A 19182-nucleotide genomic window follows, 5' to 3' on the forward strand; every position below is an offset into this window, starting at 1 on the left:
AACGAAATAAATTACTGAATGTTTCTTTCTCTCTTTTACCACTTAATGCGGTTGGTGATAAAACAGGACGGTAAAACATAAGACAGGAGGTGGACAGGGCGTTTAATGATAACTCTCCCTTCGGAGAATGAAATAAAATATTTAGCTGGGTAATATCATAATTATTGAAATTGAAATGCAGAAAAACATTTATTTTGCTGATGATCTTTTAGCCAAAAAAGAGATACTGTTTAATGACTATTTAATTTATATTATCACCCGCCGATTATTTGTTTTGTATATCCATCGATTTTAAATTCAAACATTTTCATGGTGTATATGTCCAATAGAATCTCAACTCATTCTCTTCCTATGCGTTATGCTGACTTTTCAACCCTGGTGGAAGCTCTGGACTATGCCGCTTTGGGAAATGCAGGAATGAATTTTTATGATCGACGCATTCAGCCTGAAGCGGTACTGGAATACCGAGAGCTAAAAATGCGGGCTAAAGCCGGAGCCAGACGGTTGCTTTCATTGAATCTCAACAAGGGCGATCGCGTCGCGCTGATTGCGGAAACCAGCGTCGGTTTTGTCGAAGCCTTTTTTGCGTGTCAGTATGCGGGGTTGGTGGCGGTACCGCTGGCCATTCCTATGGGGGTTGGACAACGCGATTCTTATTCCGCGAAATTGCAGGGCCTGCTCGCCAGTTGTCAGCCTGCGGCTATCATCAGCAGTGACCAATGGTTGTCGCTGATAAATGTGGTCAACGAGCATGGTGCGGCAATCCGCATTCTCAGCAATGCGCAATTTAATGCGCTGCCGGAAAAGGATATTGAGTTGCCATTACCGTCGCCAGACGATATTGCTTACCTTCAGTACACCTCAGGCAGCACGCGTTTTCCTCGTGGCGTCATTATTACTCACCGTGAAGTTATGGCGAATCTGCATGTGATTAGCCATGATGGAATCAAATTGCGAGACAGTGACCGTTGCGTATCCTGGCTGCCTTTTTATCATGATATGGGGCTGGTGGGCTTTCTGCTTACGCCTGTGGCGACTCAGCTATCCGTTGACTATCTGCGCACCCAGGATTTTGCTATGCGCCCGCTGCAGTGGCTGAAATTAATCAGTCAGAACCGCTGCACCGTCTCCGTTGCGCCGCCTTTCGGTTACGATTTATGCCTGCGTCGTATCAATGACAACGAACTTGCCGGGTTGGATCTCTCCTGCTGGCGCGTAGCCGGAGTGGGGGCAGAACCCATTTCCGCCGGACAACTGAATCAGTTTGGCGAATGTTTCAAGCGCGCGGGATTTGACAGCAAAGCATTCATGCCGTGCTATGGTTTGGCTGAAAATGCGCTGGCGGTGAGCTTTTCTGATGAAGCCTCCGGCTCACAGGTGAACGATGTCGATCGCGACGTACTCGAATGCCAGGGTAAAGCGGTTGCGCCGACGAAAAGTACCCGGGCGATATCTACCTTCGTGAATTGCGGTAAAGCGCTTCCCGGCCACCGCATTGAAATTCGTAACGAAGTTGGGAGCCCATTGCCTGAAAGAGACGTTGGCCATATCTGCATTTCCGGTCCGAGTCTGATGAGTGGTTATTTTCAGGATCCGGTTTCGCAGAAGGATATCCAGTCAACGGGATGGTTGGATACCGGGGATCTGGGCTATCTTCTGGATGGCTACCTGTACGTGACGGGACGTATAAAAGATCTGATCATTATTCGCGGTCGGAATATCTGGCCACAGGATATTGAGTATATTGCGGAACAGGAACCGGAAATACATTCCGGCGATGCGATAGCATTTGTGACGTCTCAGGAACGGATTATTTTACAGATCCAGTGCCGGGTCAGTTGTGAAGAACGTCGGGCGCAGATCGTCCATAGCCTGACCGCACGGGTACAAAGCGAGTTTGGGGTTTCTGTCAGCATCGAACTCTTGCCGCCGCACAGTATTCCACGGACATCATCCGGGAAACCAGCGCGTGCGGAAGCAAAAAAACGCTACCTGAATCTCTTTGCTGAGTCGCTTAACTCACCGATCCCTATGCCGGGATACTTGCAATGAGCATCACGGTTGCGGTGACAGGTGGAACCGGCTTTATCGGGAAGCATATTATTGATGACCTGCTGTCCCGCGGTTTTGCCGTTCGGGTGTTAACCCGAACGATTCGCCACGACGTGCGCGATAATCTTGTCTGGATCAGGGGGGCGCTGGAAGACAGTGAGGCACTGGCGCAACTGGTCGCCGGGGCGGAACATGTCATCCACTGTGCAGGGCAGGTTCGCGGACACACAGAAGCGATCTTCACCCGCTGCAATGTTGAAGGCAGCCAACGGCTGATGCAGGCCGCGAAAGAGAGCGGCAGCTGTCGACGCTTTCTGTTTATCTCGTCGCTTGCAGCACGTCACCCGGAACTCTCATGGTATGCAAATTCCAAGTATGTCGCAGAACAACGGCTAACGACGATGGCCGCAGAAATTACGCTGGGGATTTTTCGACCTACGGCAGTGTATGGACCCGGTGACAAAGAGCTAACACCACTGTTTCGCGCGATGCTGCGCGGTTACCTTCCGCGTTTTGGCGCTGCCGAAGCCCGTTTGTCATTTTTGCACGTGAGCGATTTAGCGCAGGCTGTCAGTCAATGGCTCATGGCCGACCAGACGCCGGTTTATCCGTATGAACTCTGCGATGGTGTTGCCGGTGGCTACAACTGGCAACGCATTCAGGAAATTGCGGCCGCAGTGCGCAACGGACCGGTTCGCACCGTAACCATTCCGTTACCGTTACTCACATTGTTTGCCGACGCGAGTACGTTAATCAGTCGGTTTGCCGGAAAAGAACCGATGTTAACCAGGAGTAAAGTTTGTGAGTTAATCCACTCTGACTGGTCGGCAAATAATAATTCTCTGTGCGAGAAAATAAATTGGTTTCCCCGGGTTAGCCTGGAATATGCGTTACGGCAGGGGTTATTTTAATTATTTATATTACAGGTATGTTATTTTCTATGTTAAATCATGAAGAAGTAATGGATTACACCCTTGAGTGTTTACAGGGTATGGTCGAAAGCGGCGTAGATATCCATCCTGACAGCGATCTGGTTAATGATCTTGGGCTGGAATCGATTAAAGTTATGGATTTATTAATGTTGCTGGAAGATAAATTCGACATTTCCATCCCTATTAATATTTTGCTGGATGTCAGAACCCCGGCGCAATTAATGGAAGCGTTAATCCCTTATCTGGAGAGTATCAATGAGTCTCTATGATAAATTTTCGCGCCTGGCCTGCGAGCGGGAACAATTTAGCATGGCAGGAATTAACCCATTTGGCACCTGTATCGATGAGGTGTTTTCCGCAACGGAAGGACGGATTGGCAACCAAAAAATTATTCTGGCAGGTACGAATAACTATCTGGGGCTCACCTTTAATCCACAGGCGATTGCCGAGGGGCAGGCCGCTTTAGCCAGTCAGGGGACAGGCACGACCGGTTCACGAATGGCGAATGGCAGCTATGGACCACATTTAGCCTTAGAAAAGGAGATTGCCGAGTTTTTTGAGCGGCCATCAGCCATCGTATTCTCCACAGGCTATACCGCGAATTTGGGGATAATCAGCACGCTTGCCAGTCACAATGCCGTGGTATTGCTGGATGCTGACAGCCACGCCAGCATTTATGATGCCTGCGCGTTAGGTGGAGCTGAAATTATCCGCTTTCGTCATAATGACGCGAAAGATCTCGAGCGGCGCATGATGCGCCTTGGTGAGCGCGCCAAAGACGCGATCATCATTGTCGAAGGCATTTACAGCATGCTGGGCGACATTGCGCCACTGGTCGATATTGTCGAGATCAAAAAACGGTTGGGTGGCTTTTTAATTGTCGATGAAGCCCATTCCTTCGGCGTGATGGGAGCGAAGGGACGGGGACTGGCGGAAGCCGCCGGTGTGGAGCAGGATGTCGATATTATTGTGGGAACCTTCAGTAAGAGCCTGGCTTCTATTGGTGGTTTTGCCGTCGGCGATCAGGGCATGGATGTCCTGCGTTACGCCAGTCGTCCCTACATTTTTACCGCATCCCCATCGCCGTCGAGCATTGCAACCGTCCGCTCTGCGTTGAAAACGATCGCAACACAACCGGAGCTGCGCCAAAAGCTGTGGGATAACGCAGCGCGACTGTATGAAGGGCTTGAGAAACTGGGTTATGAGCTGAGTTCGCACATCAGCCCTGTGGTACCGGTGATTATTGGCGCAAAAGAAGAGGGACTGCGTATCTGGCGAGAACTGATCGCCGCTGGCGTTTATGTGAATCTCATTTTGCCACCGGCTGCCCCCGCCGGGATTACGTTGCTGCGTTGCAGTGTTAATGCCGCGCATACCTACGAGCAGATTGACGCGATTATTCAGGCATTTGCACAGCTGAAAAAATAATCTGCTCTGCGCAGCAGATATTGTTCCTGAGAATATCTGCTGCGATGTCTTACTCCTGTCCATCACGCCGTCTGATGAATGTTGCGATATCAGGGTTGGCGATCGAATCGATAAACCAGTATTAATGCCACCGCCAGGAGCAATATTGGCGGTGCCAGCGTTGTCATTTGCACGTTCAGGGAATAGAGCAGTCCCAGGTTGACGATGATCTGGTCACAGACGTAAGTAAGTAGACCAACGATCACACCGACGGCCAGTCGACTCCCGAGTCCGGGAGCGCGGGGGGTGCTAAAGGTGAAAGGGATCGCCAGTAAAATCATCGCCAGGATTAAAAGCGGATGTCCCAGCTTTAGCCACAACGCCAGCGTAAATTCGAGACTGGGTTGACCTGTACTCTTCAGGTAGGAAATATAATGGCTGAGTTGTTTAACTGAAAAACTGCTGCTGGGCAGGGTGAGTTCCTCAAGACTCATGTCCGCGAACAAAGATGACCACTCGACGTTCTCTTTCGTCTCAGTTGTCTCCTTACCGTTGGCCCACGCTTTTTGATTGACGCCCTCAAGCCGCCAGACGCCGTTATCTGAAATGGTGGCGGTCCGCGCATAGATATACCGTTGCAGAGAGTTGTCCGCCCGGTAGTAAAAGAGCTCAATGCCTTCTGGTTGGCGATGCGCATCCAGCGATTTTACCGTCACAAACACATTGCCGCGCCGGGCCCACAGAATGTTTCCTGCCGTATCGTGATTGCTGTAGCGCGTTTTAATCTGCAACGCCTGTTGTTGCATCGGCGAGGCAATCCATTCGTCAATGACGCCGAGGGCAACGATTAGCATCAGTCCCGCGCTTAGCGTCACTATGGCGATTTTGAAAATTGAGCATCCCGTGGTGCGTATGGCGGTTAATTCCCCGCTTTTCGACAACTGTCCCAATCCGATAATGCCACCGAGCAAAGCGATAAACGGACCAAGATCGATAAGGGTCCTCGGCAATGTCATCAACACGACCATCACCGCCTGCGTCCAGCGGTATCCGTCTGGACTCACATCATCGAGTTCGCCGATCAGATTAAAGGTGGTAAACAGGGGAAGCAGTAACCCTGCAGCCGCCGCAAATCCTAAAAAGAGATTGCGTATGATATAGCGACTGAAGATTTTCATTTATACGTTTTCCATCGCAGCGTGCCGTCGCGAATCAACAGAATCACCAGACCTGACAGCATGAGCAGGGGGACCAGCCATAGTCCCGGCGTGACGGGCAACGCACCGTTGGCAACCAGCGTACGGCATATATTACCGCCATAAAAAATGATGACGAATAAGAGCGTGAGCGGGAGCAGTGTGGAAAACCGTCCCTGGCGCGGCCTGACGCGGCTTAACGGGACTGCCAGCAGCCCCATGAACAACGCGCAGACTCCGCGACTTTCCCGCCATTGCAGTTCAGCGGTATCCGCCGGTGCAGAGGAACGAGCGAGCGTCTGTATGGATTTCGCCTTGCGTTTGACCTCGTCATTCTGGTCGAACGGTTTCATATTCAGTTTGAGATTGCGGAAAATTTGCTCGTTATCATCACTGCCCTGATGATCCAGGACATAGCCGGTACCGGAGTGCAACATCACTGAGGGCGTCGTGGAGGAGGGATCAACAACGTCCACGCTGTTGGCCCTGAAGATACTGGTTTTACTGGCAGAGGCGGTGTAAATCAGCGCATCATTCAAATGAGCTGCGTCGGGGTCAATCTGACGGGCGAGGATCATCCGTCCATTGTTGTTGACGTTAAACTTTCTTGCCTGCAGGTGACGGACATCCAGCTCTGACTGCGACTGTTGTTCTAACTGATAAATTTGCGCGTAAGCCCAGGGTCTGCCGTACAGAGACAGGAGCAACACCAGAATACTCAATGGAATGGCGAGGAACATCACGGCGCGATAAAGACGTGAAGGCGTGGCACCAGCGGCGGCTATCGCCGTCATTTCCGAATCGGTATACATCTGGCCAAGGGTGACGCCGACGGAAACATACAGACCGACCGGAAGCAACATCTCCAGCGCAATCAAAACTTTATAGAAGACAACATTCAGCACAACGCCGAGGGCTAATGTCCCGTTGGCCGCTTCGGTCAGGTAGCGCTGTGCGCAATAGCAGGCGAAAATAAAAATCAGAAAGCCCACAAGTGTCACCACCAGTCGACAAATGCCGGTCATGATGTAGAGTTCAATTAATTTCATCACAGGCCTGGCGATTCGTTAACCATCTTTTGTACCATCGCGATGACCTGATGCACCTCTTTCGGCGTCAGATCACCATCCTTAGCCCACGAGACGCGGCCCTCTTTATCCAGCACCAGAATGGTTGAACTCATCTCATTGAGTTGCCAGGTTTTGCGCCCCAGTCCGCTGCTGTCGATGATAAATTGTGCCCACGGGTAGCGACGTTTGTTTTTTTCTATCTTGCCGAGGACAAAGAAACCAGAACCAAAGATCACATCATCGGTATTCACGATGGTGGTCGGTTGAAAGCGATCCAGAGGGAAATGGGCGGCCTTAACGGCTTTTATCAACATTGCGTTTTTCTTTTTTGCCGATTTTCGCCCGGCAATATACTGAACAATGCGCACCTTTCCTGCCAGTTCACTGCTATTCCAGGTTCGGTAGCTAAACGTATCGCGATTATCCAGCAGTAATTCGCCGCGATCCGTAATGACAATGGGCTTAACCGGCTGGCCACCGACAAAGTTATGTGCTGACGCCAGCCATGGCGAGAGCAGAAGTGAAATCATCAATAATCGACGTATCAGCATCGCAAATCCTTTATTTCGCTGAGTCGGGATGGAGAATCCTGTGTCGGGCAATCTACAGAGGATAACGGGCGAGCCATTGCTCTATACGGCCACGAATATCGCCATTCAGTGCGCAGGGCTCGTCGTACGGTGTTCGCATTTCCATTGCATCGGCCACCATCTCATCATGCCGGTCTCCCATCAGACCGTTAATAGCAGCCAGAAAGCGGGAGATGGCGCGAGCATCGTGATTGTCAGGTTCGAGAGAGCGTAACGTATCGAAATAAGAAACCTGCTGACTGATGATTTTTCGCATAGTGTGGAATTCACGTCCTGTCAGTTGCGGTTGGGCCAGCAGGTCCCGTAGCGTGCGCATTTGCGCCTGACAATAGGTGGTAAATCCGTTGGCCGTTTCTGGCTGACTGTGGTGCAAGGAATACTGGACAACCCACCAGACGGGAAGGCTCAGGAAAAGACGCAAGCGCTTTCCATAGGTGGCAATAATCGTTTTATTTCCGTTACGAAACCCGTCCTGGAAGTGGCCGAGAAAAACGGTGGTTTTGCTAAATAAACGGCCTGCCTGGTGGTTCTTGCGATAGAGACGCAGCGCGAAACGTAAATGCTTATAACGCGCGCGAATGTATTTGTACTGCATCCGTTCGTTATCTGACAGCTCGCCGCCGCGTAATTGTTTCAGTACCAAATGCAGTAAGTCCGTTCGGGTAAAACCCTCCTCCCAAAACTGCAGGCACAAATCATAACAGCGACGGATATTGTCCTCGGTGCAGTAGGTATGAATATGTTCCGGTAGCGTGGCATGGCGATCAATGATGTCGTCTTCTTCCACCGCCGCAAAGAGGCGTTGAAGAATGTCTGGCGAGAATTTTTCGTGTGTCATGAGTGAGTCTCTTTGCCTGCGGTAAATGGCAAGCGCTGACGATGGCGATAGGCGTGTAATGTCGGGATCAGGGAAAGCAGCACATCCAGGCATTGTCCGGCGAAATAAGCAAATGCCGCGCCGATTACGCCAAAGAGATGCGACAGCCCTGGTAGCAGGACTATGTAGGCGATAGAAGCCAGGGTCTGTGCGGTCAGAAAAGCCCGCTGTTTGCCGGACATAAGCAGCAGCGATTCCTGAGGAAACCCCAACATTGAGACGATAATTGCACCAAGCATAATCTGGATGAGGTCATACGCCTGGAGGTATTTGACGCCAAAAACCAGCGAAATAAGCGGCTTACCAACAATCACCACCGCAAGTGCTACGACGATTCCAATCCCGCCGGCCAGCAACGCGGATTTCATTCCCAGTTGCCACGGCTTTTTGCTGCGCGGATCTAAGCGCATCACTTCGGGATAAAAGCTCTTTGCAAGCAGCTGCGCTGGAGTTCCTGTCGCATCGAAAAAAGTCATCGCAATTTTAAACAGCCCGGCTGCAGCAGGGCCGAGAACGACACCCACCAATACCGTGCTGCAGGAGTTGCGAGCAGACCAGATCGTGTGGGCAAAGTTGGTTGCCCAGACAAAATTCCATGCGCCTTCAAGGCTGCGCGCCGACTCAAACAGTCGTGGGCGTAGCGCACCGTGAATATTCCGGCTACGCAGTTCGCGCGCGGCAAACCACCAGTACATTGTGCCGCCGACCAGGCTGGAGGCGTACCAGGTGATCACAAAACCGGCAAACCCAAAATCGCCGAAATACGCGATAACGCTGCCCAGCGCGCGCAGGAAAGGTTTGGTGGCCTGCTGTACGGCAATCAAATCAAAACGGTTTACCGCCCGCAAAATCCCCGTTGGGGTTGATGAGGCCATTGAAGGGATCAGCGTGCAGTACAGCATTGCCAGCCAAAAGCTGTCGGCATCGAGGCCTAATGAATGCGAAAGAAACGGCAGTAACCCCATCCCGCAAAGGATCGCCGCAGCACCGCTGGCGATATCCAGGCTAAAGGAAAAAGAGATCACATCGCGGAACTGCTGCTGATTATTATTTTCCAGCGCGGGTGTGCCGTACTGAACGACCAGTTGCCAGGTCTGGAATTTGGCAAAATCGCTAATGGCTTTGGTGTACGACTGAACAATGACCAGCACGCCGAACATCGCAGGCGTCATCCCTTTACCGGCGCAGGAAAGCGCCAGTAACCCCAGCAGGGCGCTCACCACATTGCTGGAGCCTAAATAGGCGCTGTTACGAATGATGGTGCGAAACGCGCCATCAGCAAACCACTTTTTCATGGGATAAAAACCCGCCAGACCTGTTAATGATCACTCAGCAGGAGCAAACCCGCCCAGCATAAAATCTCAGGCCAGTGACGCGTACGTGCCTGAGTTCAGAGATTCTTTTGCTATGGGTGCTCCCCGATTTCGGGCAGGACGCTGGCGTGTTGTGATAAAACACGCCTGCGCTGAGAATCCCGGGCCGTAACGGAGGCGGCTGCCAGCGCTTTTTCCAGCACCTCGCGGTAGGGCGCTCTGGAATCCAGATCGAGAATTCTCGAGCCGTTGTAGGTGAGCTTCATCATGACGTCGATTTTGTCGCGCAGCTCGTTGTAGTCGTGGTCGGGCTTACGGGAAAATGCGGTACCAATATCGATATCAAGACGAATGATGAGTTCAGGACGATATAACGCCATTTCCTGATACAGGCGGGATTCGCGCCTGGCCATGCGGGTTTTCACCCAGCCCGTTGCGCGTTCGACGCCAATCCCCGGTCCGTCATAATGAAAACCGGAAATTTCGGCCTGAGGGTATCGATCGCTAATCACCAGCACGCCGCTTTGCGCCAGTCGCCGGACCTTGCGTAAGTTAGCCATCCGGCGTAGCGAGAACCCGTACATAATTAACGCCGCCCAAAGTGCGGGAGCCCGGGTACTCATGCTCTGCGTTTTTGACGACTTGGTCGCCAGTCGTCGTTCAAGCCATGTCCCGATAAGCGGCAGACGTTTGATTTTGTCGCCATCTTCTCCGGAAACAAGTCCCAGATAGCGGCGTTCAGTTACCCACTTTTGCTGCAGGTTTTTTACCAAATCCGCCGTCAGCGTGGATTTACCGGTGCCATCACAGCCCACCACGGCAATCAGTCCCGGAATATATTCCGGTAATGGCCCGTTCTGGGGGCTTAAGTTCTCTGTGTCCATGTCGTTCCGTCTTAAAAAGGACTCGCAAATCCGATCCGGTGATCGCGAAGAGAGGTCTGAATTGAGCGTAATGACTCAGTAAGAATTTTATCCGCCGACTCCCGACCGTTCAGTTCGAGGATTGGTGCTCCGTTGAACGTCAGATGCGGCGTGACCGCGATCTTCTCGTGGAGCACGGCAAGGGGATGATCAGGCTTACGTGAGAAGGCGGTTTCTTCATCGATATCCAGCCGGATCAACAGCAGAGGCCGCCAGGAGGCCATCCACTGGTACAACTGGAGTTCACGGGCTTTCAGGAGTCGTACCCACCGATTACCGCCAGCCGTTTTGGCCAACTGCGGCCCGTCGAAGCGAAAACCGGGCACTTCCGCCTGGGGATAACGATCGACGATGAACAGCGTGCCTTGCCGACTCTGAATTAGCATGCTGCGGAATTTGTACGCTCTCCAGCAAGAGAGCAGGAAGATCACCAGCGCCGTGATGTTTCCTGGTGGCGCAGAAGGACTCTGGTGTACGTGTGCCGCTTTTTTTCGCAGATAACGCCCCAACAACGCCCCGACAACAGGCAAATGTTCAATCCATTCACCAATACGACCAGAGGACTGCCCGAGATAAAGCTGTTTTGTTGGCAACTGTAGGGCGAGATGCGACGTCAGGCTGGCTGCCAGGGTTGATTTACCTGAACCATCGCAACCGACTATAGCAATCACCCGTGCGAAAGGGGGAGGTATAGTGGGAATAGTATATTGACTCACGAAAGATCCAGTTTAAATAATTAATTGAGGGCGGCGGTTGTGTGCCAAGAATATCTGTTCAATAAAGTTGTGACAATGGGTAATTGTCGTTTTAGTATTAACAATTATATCCGGAAGGAGAGTCGGATAATAAATTATTCATGGTGGGTATTTTTGTTTAAGGGTGTATTTATGCAATCAATTAAACCTCCGCTAATAGCCGTTATTGGCAGCGATGGTTCGGGGAAAACAACGGTCTGCGAACATCTTGTTATCTGTTTGCAGAAATATGGCCCGACTGAAAAAGTTCATCTGGGTAAACAGGCAGGAAATGTAGGGCGCGCCGTGGTTAAATTACCGTTAATGGGTAATTCATTAGGTAACGTTATCGAACGTAATAAAGTTAAAACTGCAAAAAAATTACCTGGAGTGGTACCTGCATTAGTGATTATGTTTTTCGTTGCGCGTCGGTTATTGCGGTTTCGCCATATGCTGACGTGTCGTCGGCAGGGCCTCATTGTGTTAGCCGATCGCTACCCTCAGATACAAATCCCCGGCGCTTATGATGGTACCGTATTTCCCGTCAATACAGAGGGGAGTCGCTTCGTGAGTTGGTTGGCCGAACAAGAACGCTCGGCGTTTCACTGGATGGCCAGCCATAAGCCGGATTTAGTGATAAAACTGAATGTTGAGCTCGACGTTGCTTGTGTACGTAAACCCGATCACCGTAGAGAAGCGCTGGCAAGAAAAATCGCGATAACACCACAACTGACCTTGGGCGGCGCGCCTCTGGTTGATATCGATGCTAATCAGCCGCTGGATGAAGTGCTGGCGGATGCGGAAAAAGCGATAACCGCGTTTATGGCTGCTCGTGGCTATCATCACACTGACGGTAATCAGCCCGCCGTTAGCTTTCATCCTCAGTAAGTATTGATGCCCAGTCTGGCGAACTGGGCATTCTCAGGTATATTCCGTTTCGCTAAGCCGGCAGTTGACTTAGATAAGTAGCAGAGAAGCCCAATACAGAAACCCGGACAGCAAAATCGCCGCTGGTAACGTGAATACCCAGGCCATCGCGATGCTGGTGACGGTTTTCCGCTGTAATCCGCCGCCGTCGACGATCATCGTTCCTGCGACGGCGGAAGAGAGCACATGCGTAGTAGAAACCGGCATCCCGATATAGCTGGCAAGACCAATGGAGATCGCCGCCGTGATCTGTGCGGACATTCCCTGGGCATAGGTCATCCCTTTTTTGCCAATCTTCTCGCCAATTGTGGTGGCCACGCGCCGCCAACCGATCATTGTTCCCATGCCCAACGCCAGCGCGACCGCCATGATTATCCAGATCGGCGCATATTCAATGGTGCTCAGCATGTCGGTTTTCAGTTTTTTCAACAGATGCACGTCGCTACGACTGATATCCGCTAGTTTTGCCACTTTATCTGCCGTATCGGAGATACACAGCATGATGCGTCGTAACTGACCGCGTTGCGGCACGCTTAATGTGTCGTAACTCTCCAGGTTTGCTGGTAACAGTGTTTTCACGCGACCCAGGGCATCCATCGTATTCGCCGGATGGCAATGAAATTCGGTGGTTGAGGAGGAATTCGCTGTCGGTACAGTAAGCGGTTGAGCCTTATCCACTACCTGTTTTATCACGTCAGGGTGCTGCTGAAAGTAGATTTCAAGATTGCTGACAGCATCACGCGTGCGGGTGATTTCGTAGCCTGAAGCGCTCATGTTCACCACGAAACCGGCAGGCGCAATCCCCACCAGTACCAGCATCACCAGGCCGATCCCTTTCTGACCATCGTTCGCGCCGTGGGAGAAGGCCACGCCCGCCGCTGAGGAGATGAGCGAAATACGCGTCCAGAATGGGGGTTTCTTTTTACCGCCTTTCTTTTTCCGTTCTTCAGGAAGACGGTGGATGCGATCGCGTTTTTTAGTGCCGCTCCAGTAGCGGCGTAGCAGGAAGATCAGGCCGCCTGCGATCACCATTCCGACGACGGGAGACGCAATCAACGACGCAAAGATATTGACCACCGCCGGGATGTTTAACGCATCGACTACCGAAGTCCCGTTCATCAGTGCGTTGGTGAGTCCAATCCCAATAATTGCGCCTATTAGGGTATGAGAACTGGAGGCCGGTAACCCGAAATACCAGGTTCCAAGGTTCCAGATAATCGCCGCCAGTAACAGGGAAAAAATCATCGCGAGGCCACGTGACGACCCCATATTGAGCAGTAAATCCGTGGGTAGCATATGCACAATGGCATAGGCAACGCTGAGTCCGCCCAGCAGGACGCCAAAGAAGTTGAAAACCGCCGCCATCATTACTGCCAGATGGGGTTGCATGGCACGGGTATAAATGACGGTCGCGACCGCATTGGCGGTGTCGTGAAATCCGTTTATGGCTTCGTAAAACAGGACAAAGACCAGCGCAAGTAAAAGCATCAAGCCGGTATATAAATCCAGACCAGAAAATAAATGTAGCATAGGGGATATACCGCCATTTTGAAGAGACGAACGGGCGCATTATCAGTGACTTTCGTGATTCGGGCAAAGTGAAATATCACCTTTTTTTGATATGACATCCGTATCGCATTATTTTTTGGATGATTATTTTTATCTAATTCAACGGGGTAGGCGATAATTTAGAAAGGAGAGGCATGCTTTTCTGGTTTTAATAATGGAGTGAATATCGATTGAGTCATTAGGCGAATCTGCATATATTCTCAACAATATAAAAACGGAATCTATAAAAGATTTATAAATATTTATTTTATGAATGATTGAAAATGGAAAAATCCTGTTTTGTGGTGAGCTCCTTCAGGTATATAATTATTTTTGCTATGCAGGAATATATTGGGTTAGATAAGGAACCGGGTAAAATGGATTTCAGGTCAGTAATATTGTCATGTGTAACCCTCTCTATTTTGGTGGGTTGTGTCACGCATTCCCCCATTGATGCGAAGAAAACCACATCGCAGGTGGAAAGTTCTGGCCGGAATACGACGTCACCCTCCTGGCTGACGGACAAAGATATTTTTGGTAATGAAACCACGCTGGCGATCTCTGAAGACGATATTCAGGCGGCACTGGCAGAAGACAATTTTCGCGTACCGCTGAACTCACCCGTCATTCTGGTACAGTCTGGCAATCGGGCGCCAGAGACGGTCATGCAGCAGGAAATGAGTCGCTATTACACGGTTGCGACGTTCTCTGGCATCCCGGACAGACAAAAAAAAGCGATCTGTAGTAAAGACAAAAGCAAAGACGAGAACCAGGACGCGGCGGTTGCTGAGAATACCAACTGGATGCAGGCGCTACGCTACATTGCGGCGAAAGGGCATCAGAAAGCGATTATCGTTTATCAGGAGACGTTGCAGTCCGGTAGATTTGATGCCGCGACCAAAAGCATGGTCTGGTCGGATTTTAAAGCAGGGAAACAGCCTGACAGCACATCGCTACGCTATCTGGTGCGTTTCACGCTGGTGGATGTCGCGAGTGGCGATTGGGCGACCTGGTCACCGTTTAATTATGAGACCAAAATACTAACCCCGCAGCCTGGACAGAAGGCATCCGTAGAGACGGTGACGGAACAGCAGATTGTGCAACTTAAGCAACAAACGTATGCCGCAATGGTTAAGGACCTGGTGGCGCGTTATCAGTAACGCGCGACGTCTGCCATAGGTCATCCTGCTGGCAGACGGTTGCAGACGCTTCCCTAAACTGACCTGGCGTCCGTCCAGAGAGGCGAAACAGGTGTATTCAAGAAAGACGGGGAGACAGCGGCACTCCCTTCGTGTGTGCCGCATTCAGCAACCCTTGAGCGAAATGCCAACCCTTTTGGTGAAACAATAAGCACTATCACATTTTGAATGTGAAGTATTGGCTGGCGGTTTTCGTCTTGTCGGCTTTGTAAAATCCGCAATCAGTCCTATAGTCCACAGAGTTTCTTTGTTTACAGGATCCTCTAATGCGTTTTAACGGACTGAATAAAGGGTTTTTCCTCTTTCTTCTCGCCATGGTGACATGGGCTTTCTTCGACGTGCTGTCGCCATACTTTTCCGCCATTTTATGGGCTGCGATTCTGACGGTTATCTTCTACCCGGTAAAAAATAGGCTGCGTTCGGCGTTAGGGGAGCGTAACGGGGTAGCGTCTCTGCTGACGCTGGGTATCATCTGCCTGATCGTATTCATCCCGTTAATGCTGATCCTCTCCTCACTCGCCGTTGAACTGAATGTGGTGTACACCAAGCTGCAGCATAACGACGCTCAGTTCCCGGAAGTGGTGGCGAGCTTGTTTGCGCATATGCCGGAGTGGGCGCGTTCGTTTCTTGCCGATCACTCCCTTGATAACGCCGCAAAAATCCAGCAGAAGCTGTCGGATGTGGTGCTAAAGGGCGGGCAATATCTGGCCGGGAGCGCCTTCCTGATTGGCAAAGGCACCTTTGGTTTCGCGATCAGTTTCGGCATCATGCTCTACCTGCTCTTTTTCCTGCTCAAGGATGGCCCGTTTCTGGTTCGGCAGATCCTCGACTCGCTACCGTTGTCGAATTTCGTTAAGCAACATCTGTTTGCAAAGTTTGCGGCGGTCTCCCGGGCGACGGTAAAAGGCACGGTTGTGGTGGCGATCGTGCAGGGGACGTTGGGCGGAATTGCGTTTTACATTGTGGGGATTGATGGCAGCATTCTGTGGGGGGCGCTGATGGCGTTTCTGTCCCTGATCCCGGCAGTGGGTTCCGCGATCGTCTGGGTGCCAGCCGCCATTTATCTTTTTTCGACGCAGCAACTGTGGCAGGGCTTTTTCATCGTCGGTTTCTTCGTGGTGGTGGTAGGGCTGGTGGATAATATTCTGCGCCCCATTCTGGTCGGCAAAGATACCAAAATGCCTGATTACCTGATTCTTATCACCACGGTGGGCGGAATGGAGATTTATGGCATCAATGGTTTCGTCATTGGTCCACTCGTTGCCGCGCTGTTTATCGCCTGCTGGAACATTCTTTCCGGGCGCGATCACGCGGGGAATACCGAAGAACTCGATAAAGATTTTATTGAGGATGGCATCGCTGAGGATAATAAAGCCGAGTGATGCAAATCCGGATGGCGGCAGATGCCCCATCCGGTATCCATTAATGACCAATCATTCTCGCTTCCGGGATCAACCGGAAGTAGAGGTGATCCGGCACTGGGCTGTTCCAGACGTCCATTAGCATCGCGAATGCGATAAGGGCAAACATTATGCCGAGTACCAGCAGCGTCATCGCCATACCCGATAATGTTCCCCGCCGTATTTCAGCCTTTTCCGTTGGCGTCCGCAGGGAAAATGTCAGCGTTGAAGCCACCGGACAGGATTCCACACAGGTCATACAGCCAGTGCATTCAACCGTTCGCACCTGAATCAGCTTATCCACCGGGATTTGCGACGGGCAGTTTTTGGCACATTTCCCGCAATCAATACAGCTTTGCGCATTGCGGCGGATTTTGAATGGTGAGAGCAGGGAAAGCAGCCCGAGCAAGGCGCCATAGGGACACAGATAACGGCACCACGCGTTGCGAATGAACAAGCTTATGACCACCAGAAGGGCGATGCTCAGCAGGGTGATCGTGCCGATATTGCGAAAGAAATCGAGCATCTTCACATCGATAATAATCCCGTAGGCCGACATTAAAAAATACTGAATGCCCTGCGCTGGCATCGACAGCGAAATGTAGAGAAAAAAGGCCAGCAGCAGATATTTCAGGCTGCGCAGAGGGATATCCAGCCAACGGGGCAACGTAAAATTGCGACCAAACAATCTCTTACCCACATCGGCGATGAGTTCAGACAACGTACCTACCGGGCACAGCCACGAGCAGAACGACTTTTTGAGCAACAGACTTACCAGCATAAACGCGGCCAGCAGCAGCATGGCGGCGGCGTGAACAGGGGGAAGGATGCCGGTTTCCAGCGTATAGCGCAGGTTCATCAGGCCTGCGATGGGCAGCCAGCCTTCAATGCCGCCAGGTCGGGAAACGTACAGACTGGTGCCGCCGGTTTCGTAATAACGCACCCAGTAGTAAAACGTCACGCCAATATAAATATTGATCGCCATCAGCAGCCACTGCGTAGCTTTGCGCCAGGTAGAGGCATTACGCCAGTCGTTCCATGGCAGTTTACCGCCCGTTGTTCCGGGGCGGCGTTGCCAGCGCTTTCTGCTTTTTTCGCTCATTGCCTTCTGACGTCCATAAAGTGGCATTTTGAATGCTACTATCGTACGGCTATCCCGTTGAGCCAGCGTTGATTTATATCATTGCCTGATAATTGGGCAGCTTACGCTGCCCAATATTTATAGATGAGTAATAAAACGCGCGAGCCGCTGTCGTAGCAGCCGGTTTTCCTGTCGTAAACGTGCGTTCTCTTCCAGTAGCGTGAGCGCCACGGCGATCCCCGGCCAGTCAAGCGCCAGTTCTTCACGTAACCGCAGGGCGCGCTGTACCACAGTGGCGGCATGATCGTCGAACTGCCAGCTGTCCGCCGTTTCGGTGTAAGGTTCGATGACGCCCAGACCCACGATCTCGTTCAGGTCTTCCTCCGTCACGCCGGTGCGCAGGCAAAATTCGGTAACCGTAAAAGTGATGGTGACGTTAGCCATTATGCTTTCCCCCAATCTTTGCGCGGATCAAATCCTGACTGTGCCTCTGCCAGTTGCTGCCACAGCGCAGTCGCACGTTCATCCGGTTTAGGCGGCATCACGATCTTCAGCACGACATACAAATCACCGGTCTGTTTTTTACTGACCAGACCTTTACCTTTGATGCGTAAACGTTGTCCGGCCTGGCTGCCGGGGGGAATGGTGACCAGAATGCTCTCTTTCAGCGTGGGGACGGCAATCTTTGCGCCCAGCGCGGCTTCCCATGGGGCGAGCGGGACCACAATTTCCAGATCCTGGTTAACGATATCAAACAGGGGATGTGGTGCGATGTGGATCACCAGCCATAAATCGCCATTCGGTCCGCCGTTTTCACCCGGCGTCCCCTGGCCTTTCAGACGAATACGCTGACCATTGCCGACACCCGCCGGAATTTTCACGTTCAGGGTTTTTGGAATTTCACGTTCAATCATGCCAAACGCATTGTAGACCGGCAGGTTATAGCTAATGGTTCGGTTGTGTTCAGCGAGTGTTTCTTCAAGAAAAACCGCGACTTCAATTTCAATATCATGTCCACGGCTGGCATGGCGCTGGCGAGACTGACGCGCGTGCTGACCAAAAATAGAGGAGAAGATATCGTCGAAGTCTTCGGCGTTGTAACTCTGGTTCTCTCCCTGCTGGAACTGACGGTTGAATTGCGGGTCATTGCGGTGTTGCCAGAGCTGATCGTACTCCGAGCGTCGCTGCTCATCGCTCAGCACTTCCCAGGCTTCAGCGACCTCTTTAAAGCGGGCTTCAGCATCGGGTTCTTTACTGACATCGGGATGATATTTGCGGGCCAGTCGGCGGTAAGCGGTCTTGATAGTCTTGAGATCGTCCGTCGGTTTCACGCCCATGATGGCGTAATAATCCTTTAATTCCATAGCGTTCTCTCGGGTTAATCAATACAGGCTAAAGGGATCCCTTAAAAGGTGTCATCGATAAGTGTAGGGTAATCCTGTCGAGGATGAATGCCAACCAGCGAAACAACATATCTTTACAGCCCAGAGGTTGCGTAAAACACGCCAGCCGCTAAGATAACTCGCGTCAATGAGTGAGGGTGTGATGGCGAAACGTCAACGGATGGGATGGTGGTTCCTCTGCCTGGCATGTGTCGTGGTGATGGTCTGTACCGCGCAGCGCATGGCGGGCCTGCATGCGTTGCAGATGGAGACCACCGCGATCGCGGCGACGGCGTCGCCGACGTCCGTGACAGAGGAAGCATCTCCCGTGACTCCGTGCGAGCTCAGTGCGAAATCGCTGCTTGCCGCGCCACCGGTCGTTTTTGAAGGCGCGATCCTCGCGCTCTGTTTACTCCTTGCCTTGTTAACGCCGTTCAGGACGGTACGCTTACCGTTCTTCCCACAACGCGTTATTTCTCCCCCCAGACTTCGGGTCCATCTCAGATTCTGCGTTTTCCGCGAATGACAGACCGGCTGTTTCGTACAGTAAG

At 51.7% G+C, this 19182-nt stretch carries 19 protein-coding genes; 8 read left to right on the forward strand and 11 right to left on the reverse strand.

What is annotated here, in order from left to right; translation table 11 throughout:
* Window positions 1-318 precede the first annotated feature (318 nt).
* Genes ACQ0PY_RS09565 through spt form a run of 4 tightly spaced genes read left to right on the forward strand, consistent with a single transcriptional unit; the run spans window position 319 to window position 4412 of the window.
* Window positions 319-2052 (forward strand): fatty acyl-AMP ligase, encoded by a 1734-nt coding sequence (locus ACQ0PY_RS09565; RefSeq protein ID WP_206268216.1) that lies wholly within the window; start codon window positions 319-321, stop codon window positions 2050-2052.
* Entirely contained in the window at window positions 2049-2963 is a 915-nt protein-coding gene (locus tag ACQ0PY_RS09570) for an NAD-dependent epimerase/dehydratase family protein (RefSeq protein WP_109740150.1), read from the forward strand. Before ACQ0PY_RS09565 ends, ACQ0PY_RS09570 begins: the two co-directional genes overlap by 4 nt.
* Window positions 2964-2992: 29 nt before the next feature.
* Window positions 2993-3253, forward strand: coding sequence for an acyl carrier protein (locus ACQ0PY_RS09575; RefSeq protein WP_043001963.1), 261 nt, complete (start codon window positions 2993-2995; stop codon window positions 3251-3253).
* Entirely contained in the window at window positions 3240-4412 is a 1173-nt protein-coding gene (spt, locus tag ACQ0PY_RS09580; RefSeq protein WP_043001070.1) for a serine palmitoyltransferase, read from the forward strand. The genes ACQ0PY_RS09575 and spt overlap by 14 nt, the downstream gene beginning before the upstream one ends.
* Window positions 4413-4501: 89 nt before the next feature.
* On the opposite strand, the gene lptG is transcribed toward spt, so the two are convergent.
* The 7 genes from lptG to ACQ0PY_RS09615 all read right to left on the reverse strand — a co-directional run bounded on the left by lptG (window position 4502) and on the right by ACQ0PY_RS09615 (window position 11076).
* Complete coding sequence (lptG, locus tag ACQ0PY_RS09585) at window positions 4502-5569, reverse strand: LPS export ABC transporter permease LptG (protein ID WP_061070265.1); 1068 nt, start codon at window positions 5567-5569, stop codon at window positions 4502-4504.
* A complete protein-coding gene (lptF, locus tag ACQ0PY_RS09590) occupies window positions 5566-6636 on the reverse strand; it encodes an LPS export ABC transporter permease LptF (protein WP_109740151.1) in 1071 nt (356 codons plus the stop codon). The genes lptG and lptF overlap by 4 nt, the downstream gene beginning before the upstream one ends.
* The gene (locus ACQ0PY_RS09595) at window positions 6636-7208 is read right to left on the reverse strand and encodes a YtfJ family protein (protein WP_109740152.1); all 573 of its coding nucleotides are present in this window, start codon (window positions 7206-7208) and stop codon (window positions 6636-6638) included. Before ACQ0PY_RS09595 ends, lptF begins: the two co-directional genes overlap by 1 nt.
* Window positions 7209-7260: 52 nt before the next feature.
* Window positions 7261-8085 (reverse strand): hypothetical protein, encoded by an 825-nt coding sequence (locus ACQ0PY_RS09600; protein WP_109740153.1) that lies wholly within the window; start codon window positions 8083-8085, stop codon window positions 7261-7263.
* Entirely contained in the window at window positions 8082-9437 is a 1356-nt protein-coding gene (locus tag ACQ0PY_RS09605; RefSeq protein ID WP_174217527.1) for a lipopolysaccharide biosynthesis protein, read from the reverse strand. Before ACQ0PY_RS09605 ends, ACQ0PY_RS09600 begins: the two co-directional genes overlap by 4 nt.
* Before the next feature lie 92 nt (window positions 9438-9529).
* Window positions 9530-10321 (reverse strand): nucleoside/nucleotide kinase family protein, encoded by a 792-nt coding sequence (locus ACQ0PY_RS09610; RefSeq protein ID WP_044258098.1) that lies wholly within the window; start codon window positions 10319-10321, stop codon window positions 9530-9532.
* An 11-nt stretch (window positions 10322-10332) separates the two neighbouring features.
* The gene (locus tag ACQ0PY_RS09615) at window positions 10333-11076 is read right to left on the reverse strand and encodes a nucleoside/nucleotide kinase family protein (RefSeq protein WP_044258095.1); all 744 of its coding nucleotides are present in this window, start codon (window positions 11074-11076) and stop codon (window positions 10333-10335) included.
* Between the two features lie 171 nt (window positions 11077-11247).
* On the opposite strand from ACQ0PY_RS09615, the gene ACQ0PY_RS09620 reads away from it, so the two are divergent.
* Window positions 11248-11982 (forward strand): dTMP kinase, encoded by a 735-nt coding sequence (locus ACQ0PY_RS09620; RefSeq protein WP_109740155.1) that lies wholly within the window; start codon window positions 11248-11250, stop codon window positions 11980-11982.
* 69 nt (window positions 11983-12051) lie between these two features.
* Here the strand turns inward: ACQ0PY_RS09620 and pitA are convergent, their stop codons facing one another.
* Window positions 12052-13551 (reverse strand): inorganic phosphate transporter PitA, encoded by a 1500-nt coding sequence (pitA, locus tag ACQ0PY_RS09625; protein ID WP_044264045.1) that lies wholly within the window; start codon window positions 13549-13551, stop codon window positions 12052-12054.
* A gap of 395 nt (window positions 13552-13946) precedes the next feature.
* On the opposite strand from pitA, the gene ACQ0PY_RS09630 reads away from it, so the two are divergent.
* Both ACQ0PY_RS09630 and ACQ0PY_RS09635 read left to right on the forward strand, forming a co-directional pair.
* Window positions 13947-14729, forward strand: coding sequence for a lipoprotein YafT (locus ACQ0PY_RS09630; RefSeq protein WP_044264196.1), 783 nt, complete (start codon window positions 13947-13949; stop codon window positions 14727-14729).
* Window positions 14730-15034: 305 nt separating this feature from the next.
* On the forward strand, window positions 15035-16150 hold the full coding sequence (locus ACQ0PY_RS09635) for an AI-2E family transporter (protein WP_043001062.1): 1116 nt from the start codon (window positions 15035-15037) through the stop codon (window positions 16148-16150).
* A 40-nt stretch (window positions 16151-16190) separates the two neighbouring features.
* Here ACQ0PY_RS09635 and ACQ0PY_RS09640 read toward each other — a convergent pair whose 3' ends face one another.
* The 3 genes from ACQ0PY_RS09640 to cbpA form a co-directional block, all read right to left on the reverse strand.
* On the reverse strand, window positions 16191-17270 hold the full coding sequence (locus ACQ0PY_RS09640; protein ID WP_109740156.1) for a 4Fe-4S binding protein: 1080 nt from the start codon (window positions 17268-17270) through the stop codon (window positions 16191-16193).
* A 117-nt stretch (window positions 17271-17387) separates the two neighbouring features.
* Window positions 17388-17693, reverse strand: a complete 306-nt coding sequence (gene cbpM / locus ACQ0PY_RS09645) for a chaperone modulator CbpM (protein WP_044258082.1) — start codon at window positions 17691-17693, stop codon at window positions 17388-17390.
* Window positions 17693-18613, reverse strand: coding sequence for a curved DNA-binding protein (gene cbpA, locus ACQ0PY_RS09650; protein WP_109740157.1), 921 nt, complete (start codon window positions 18611-18613; stop codon window positions 17693-17695). The genes cbpM and cbpA overlap by 1 nt, the downstream gene beginning before the upstream one ends.
* Window positions 18614-18794: 181 nt before the next feature.
* On the opposite strand from cbpA, the gene ACQ0PY_RS09655 reads away from it, so the two are divergent.
* On the forward strand, window positions 18795-19157 hold the full coding sequence (locus ACQ0PY_RS09655; RefSeq protein ID WP_043001957.1) for a hypothetical protein: 363 nt from the start codon (window positions 18795-18797) through the stop codon (window positions 19155-19157).
* Window positions 19158-19182: the final 25 nt, after the last annotated feature.

The sequence above is a fragment of the Citrobacter sp. LST-B2 genome (assembly GCF_057983045.1).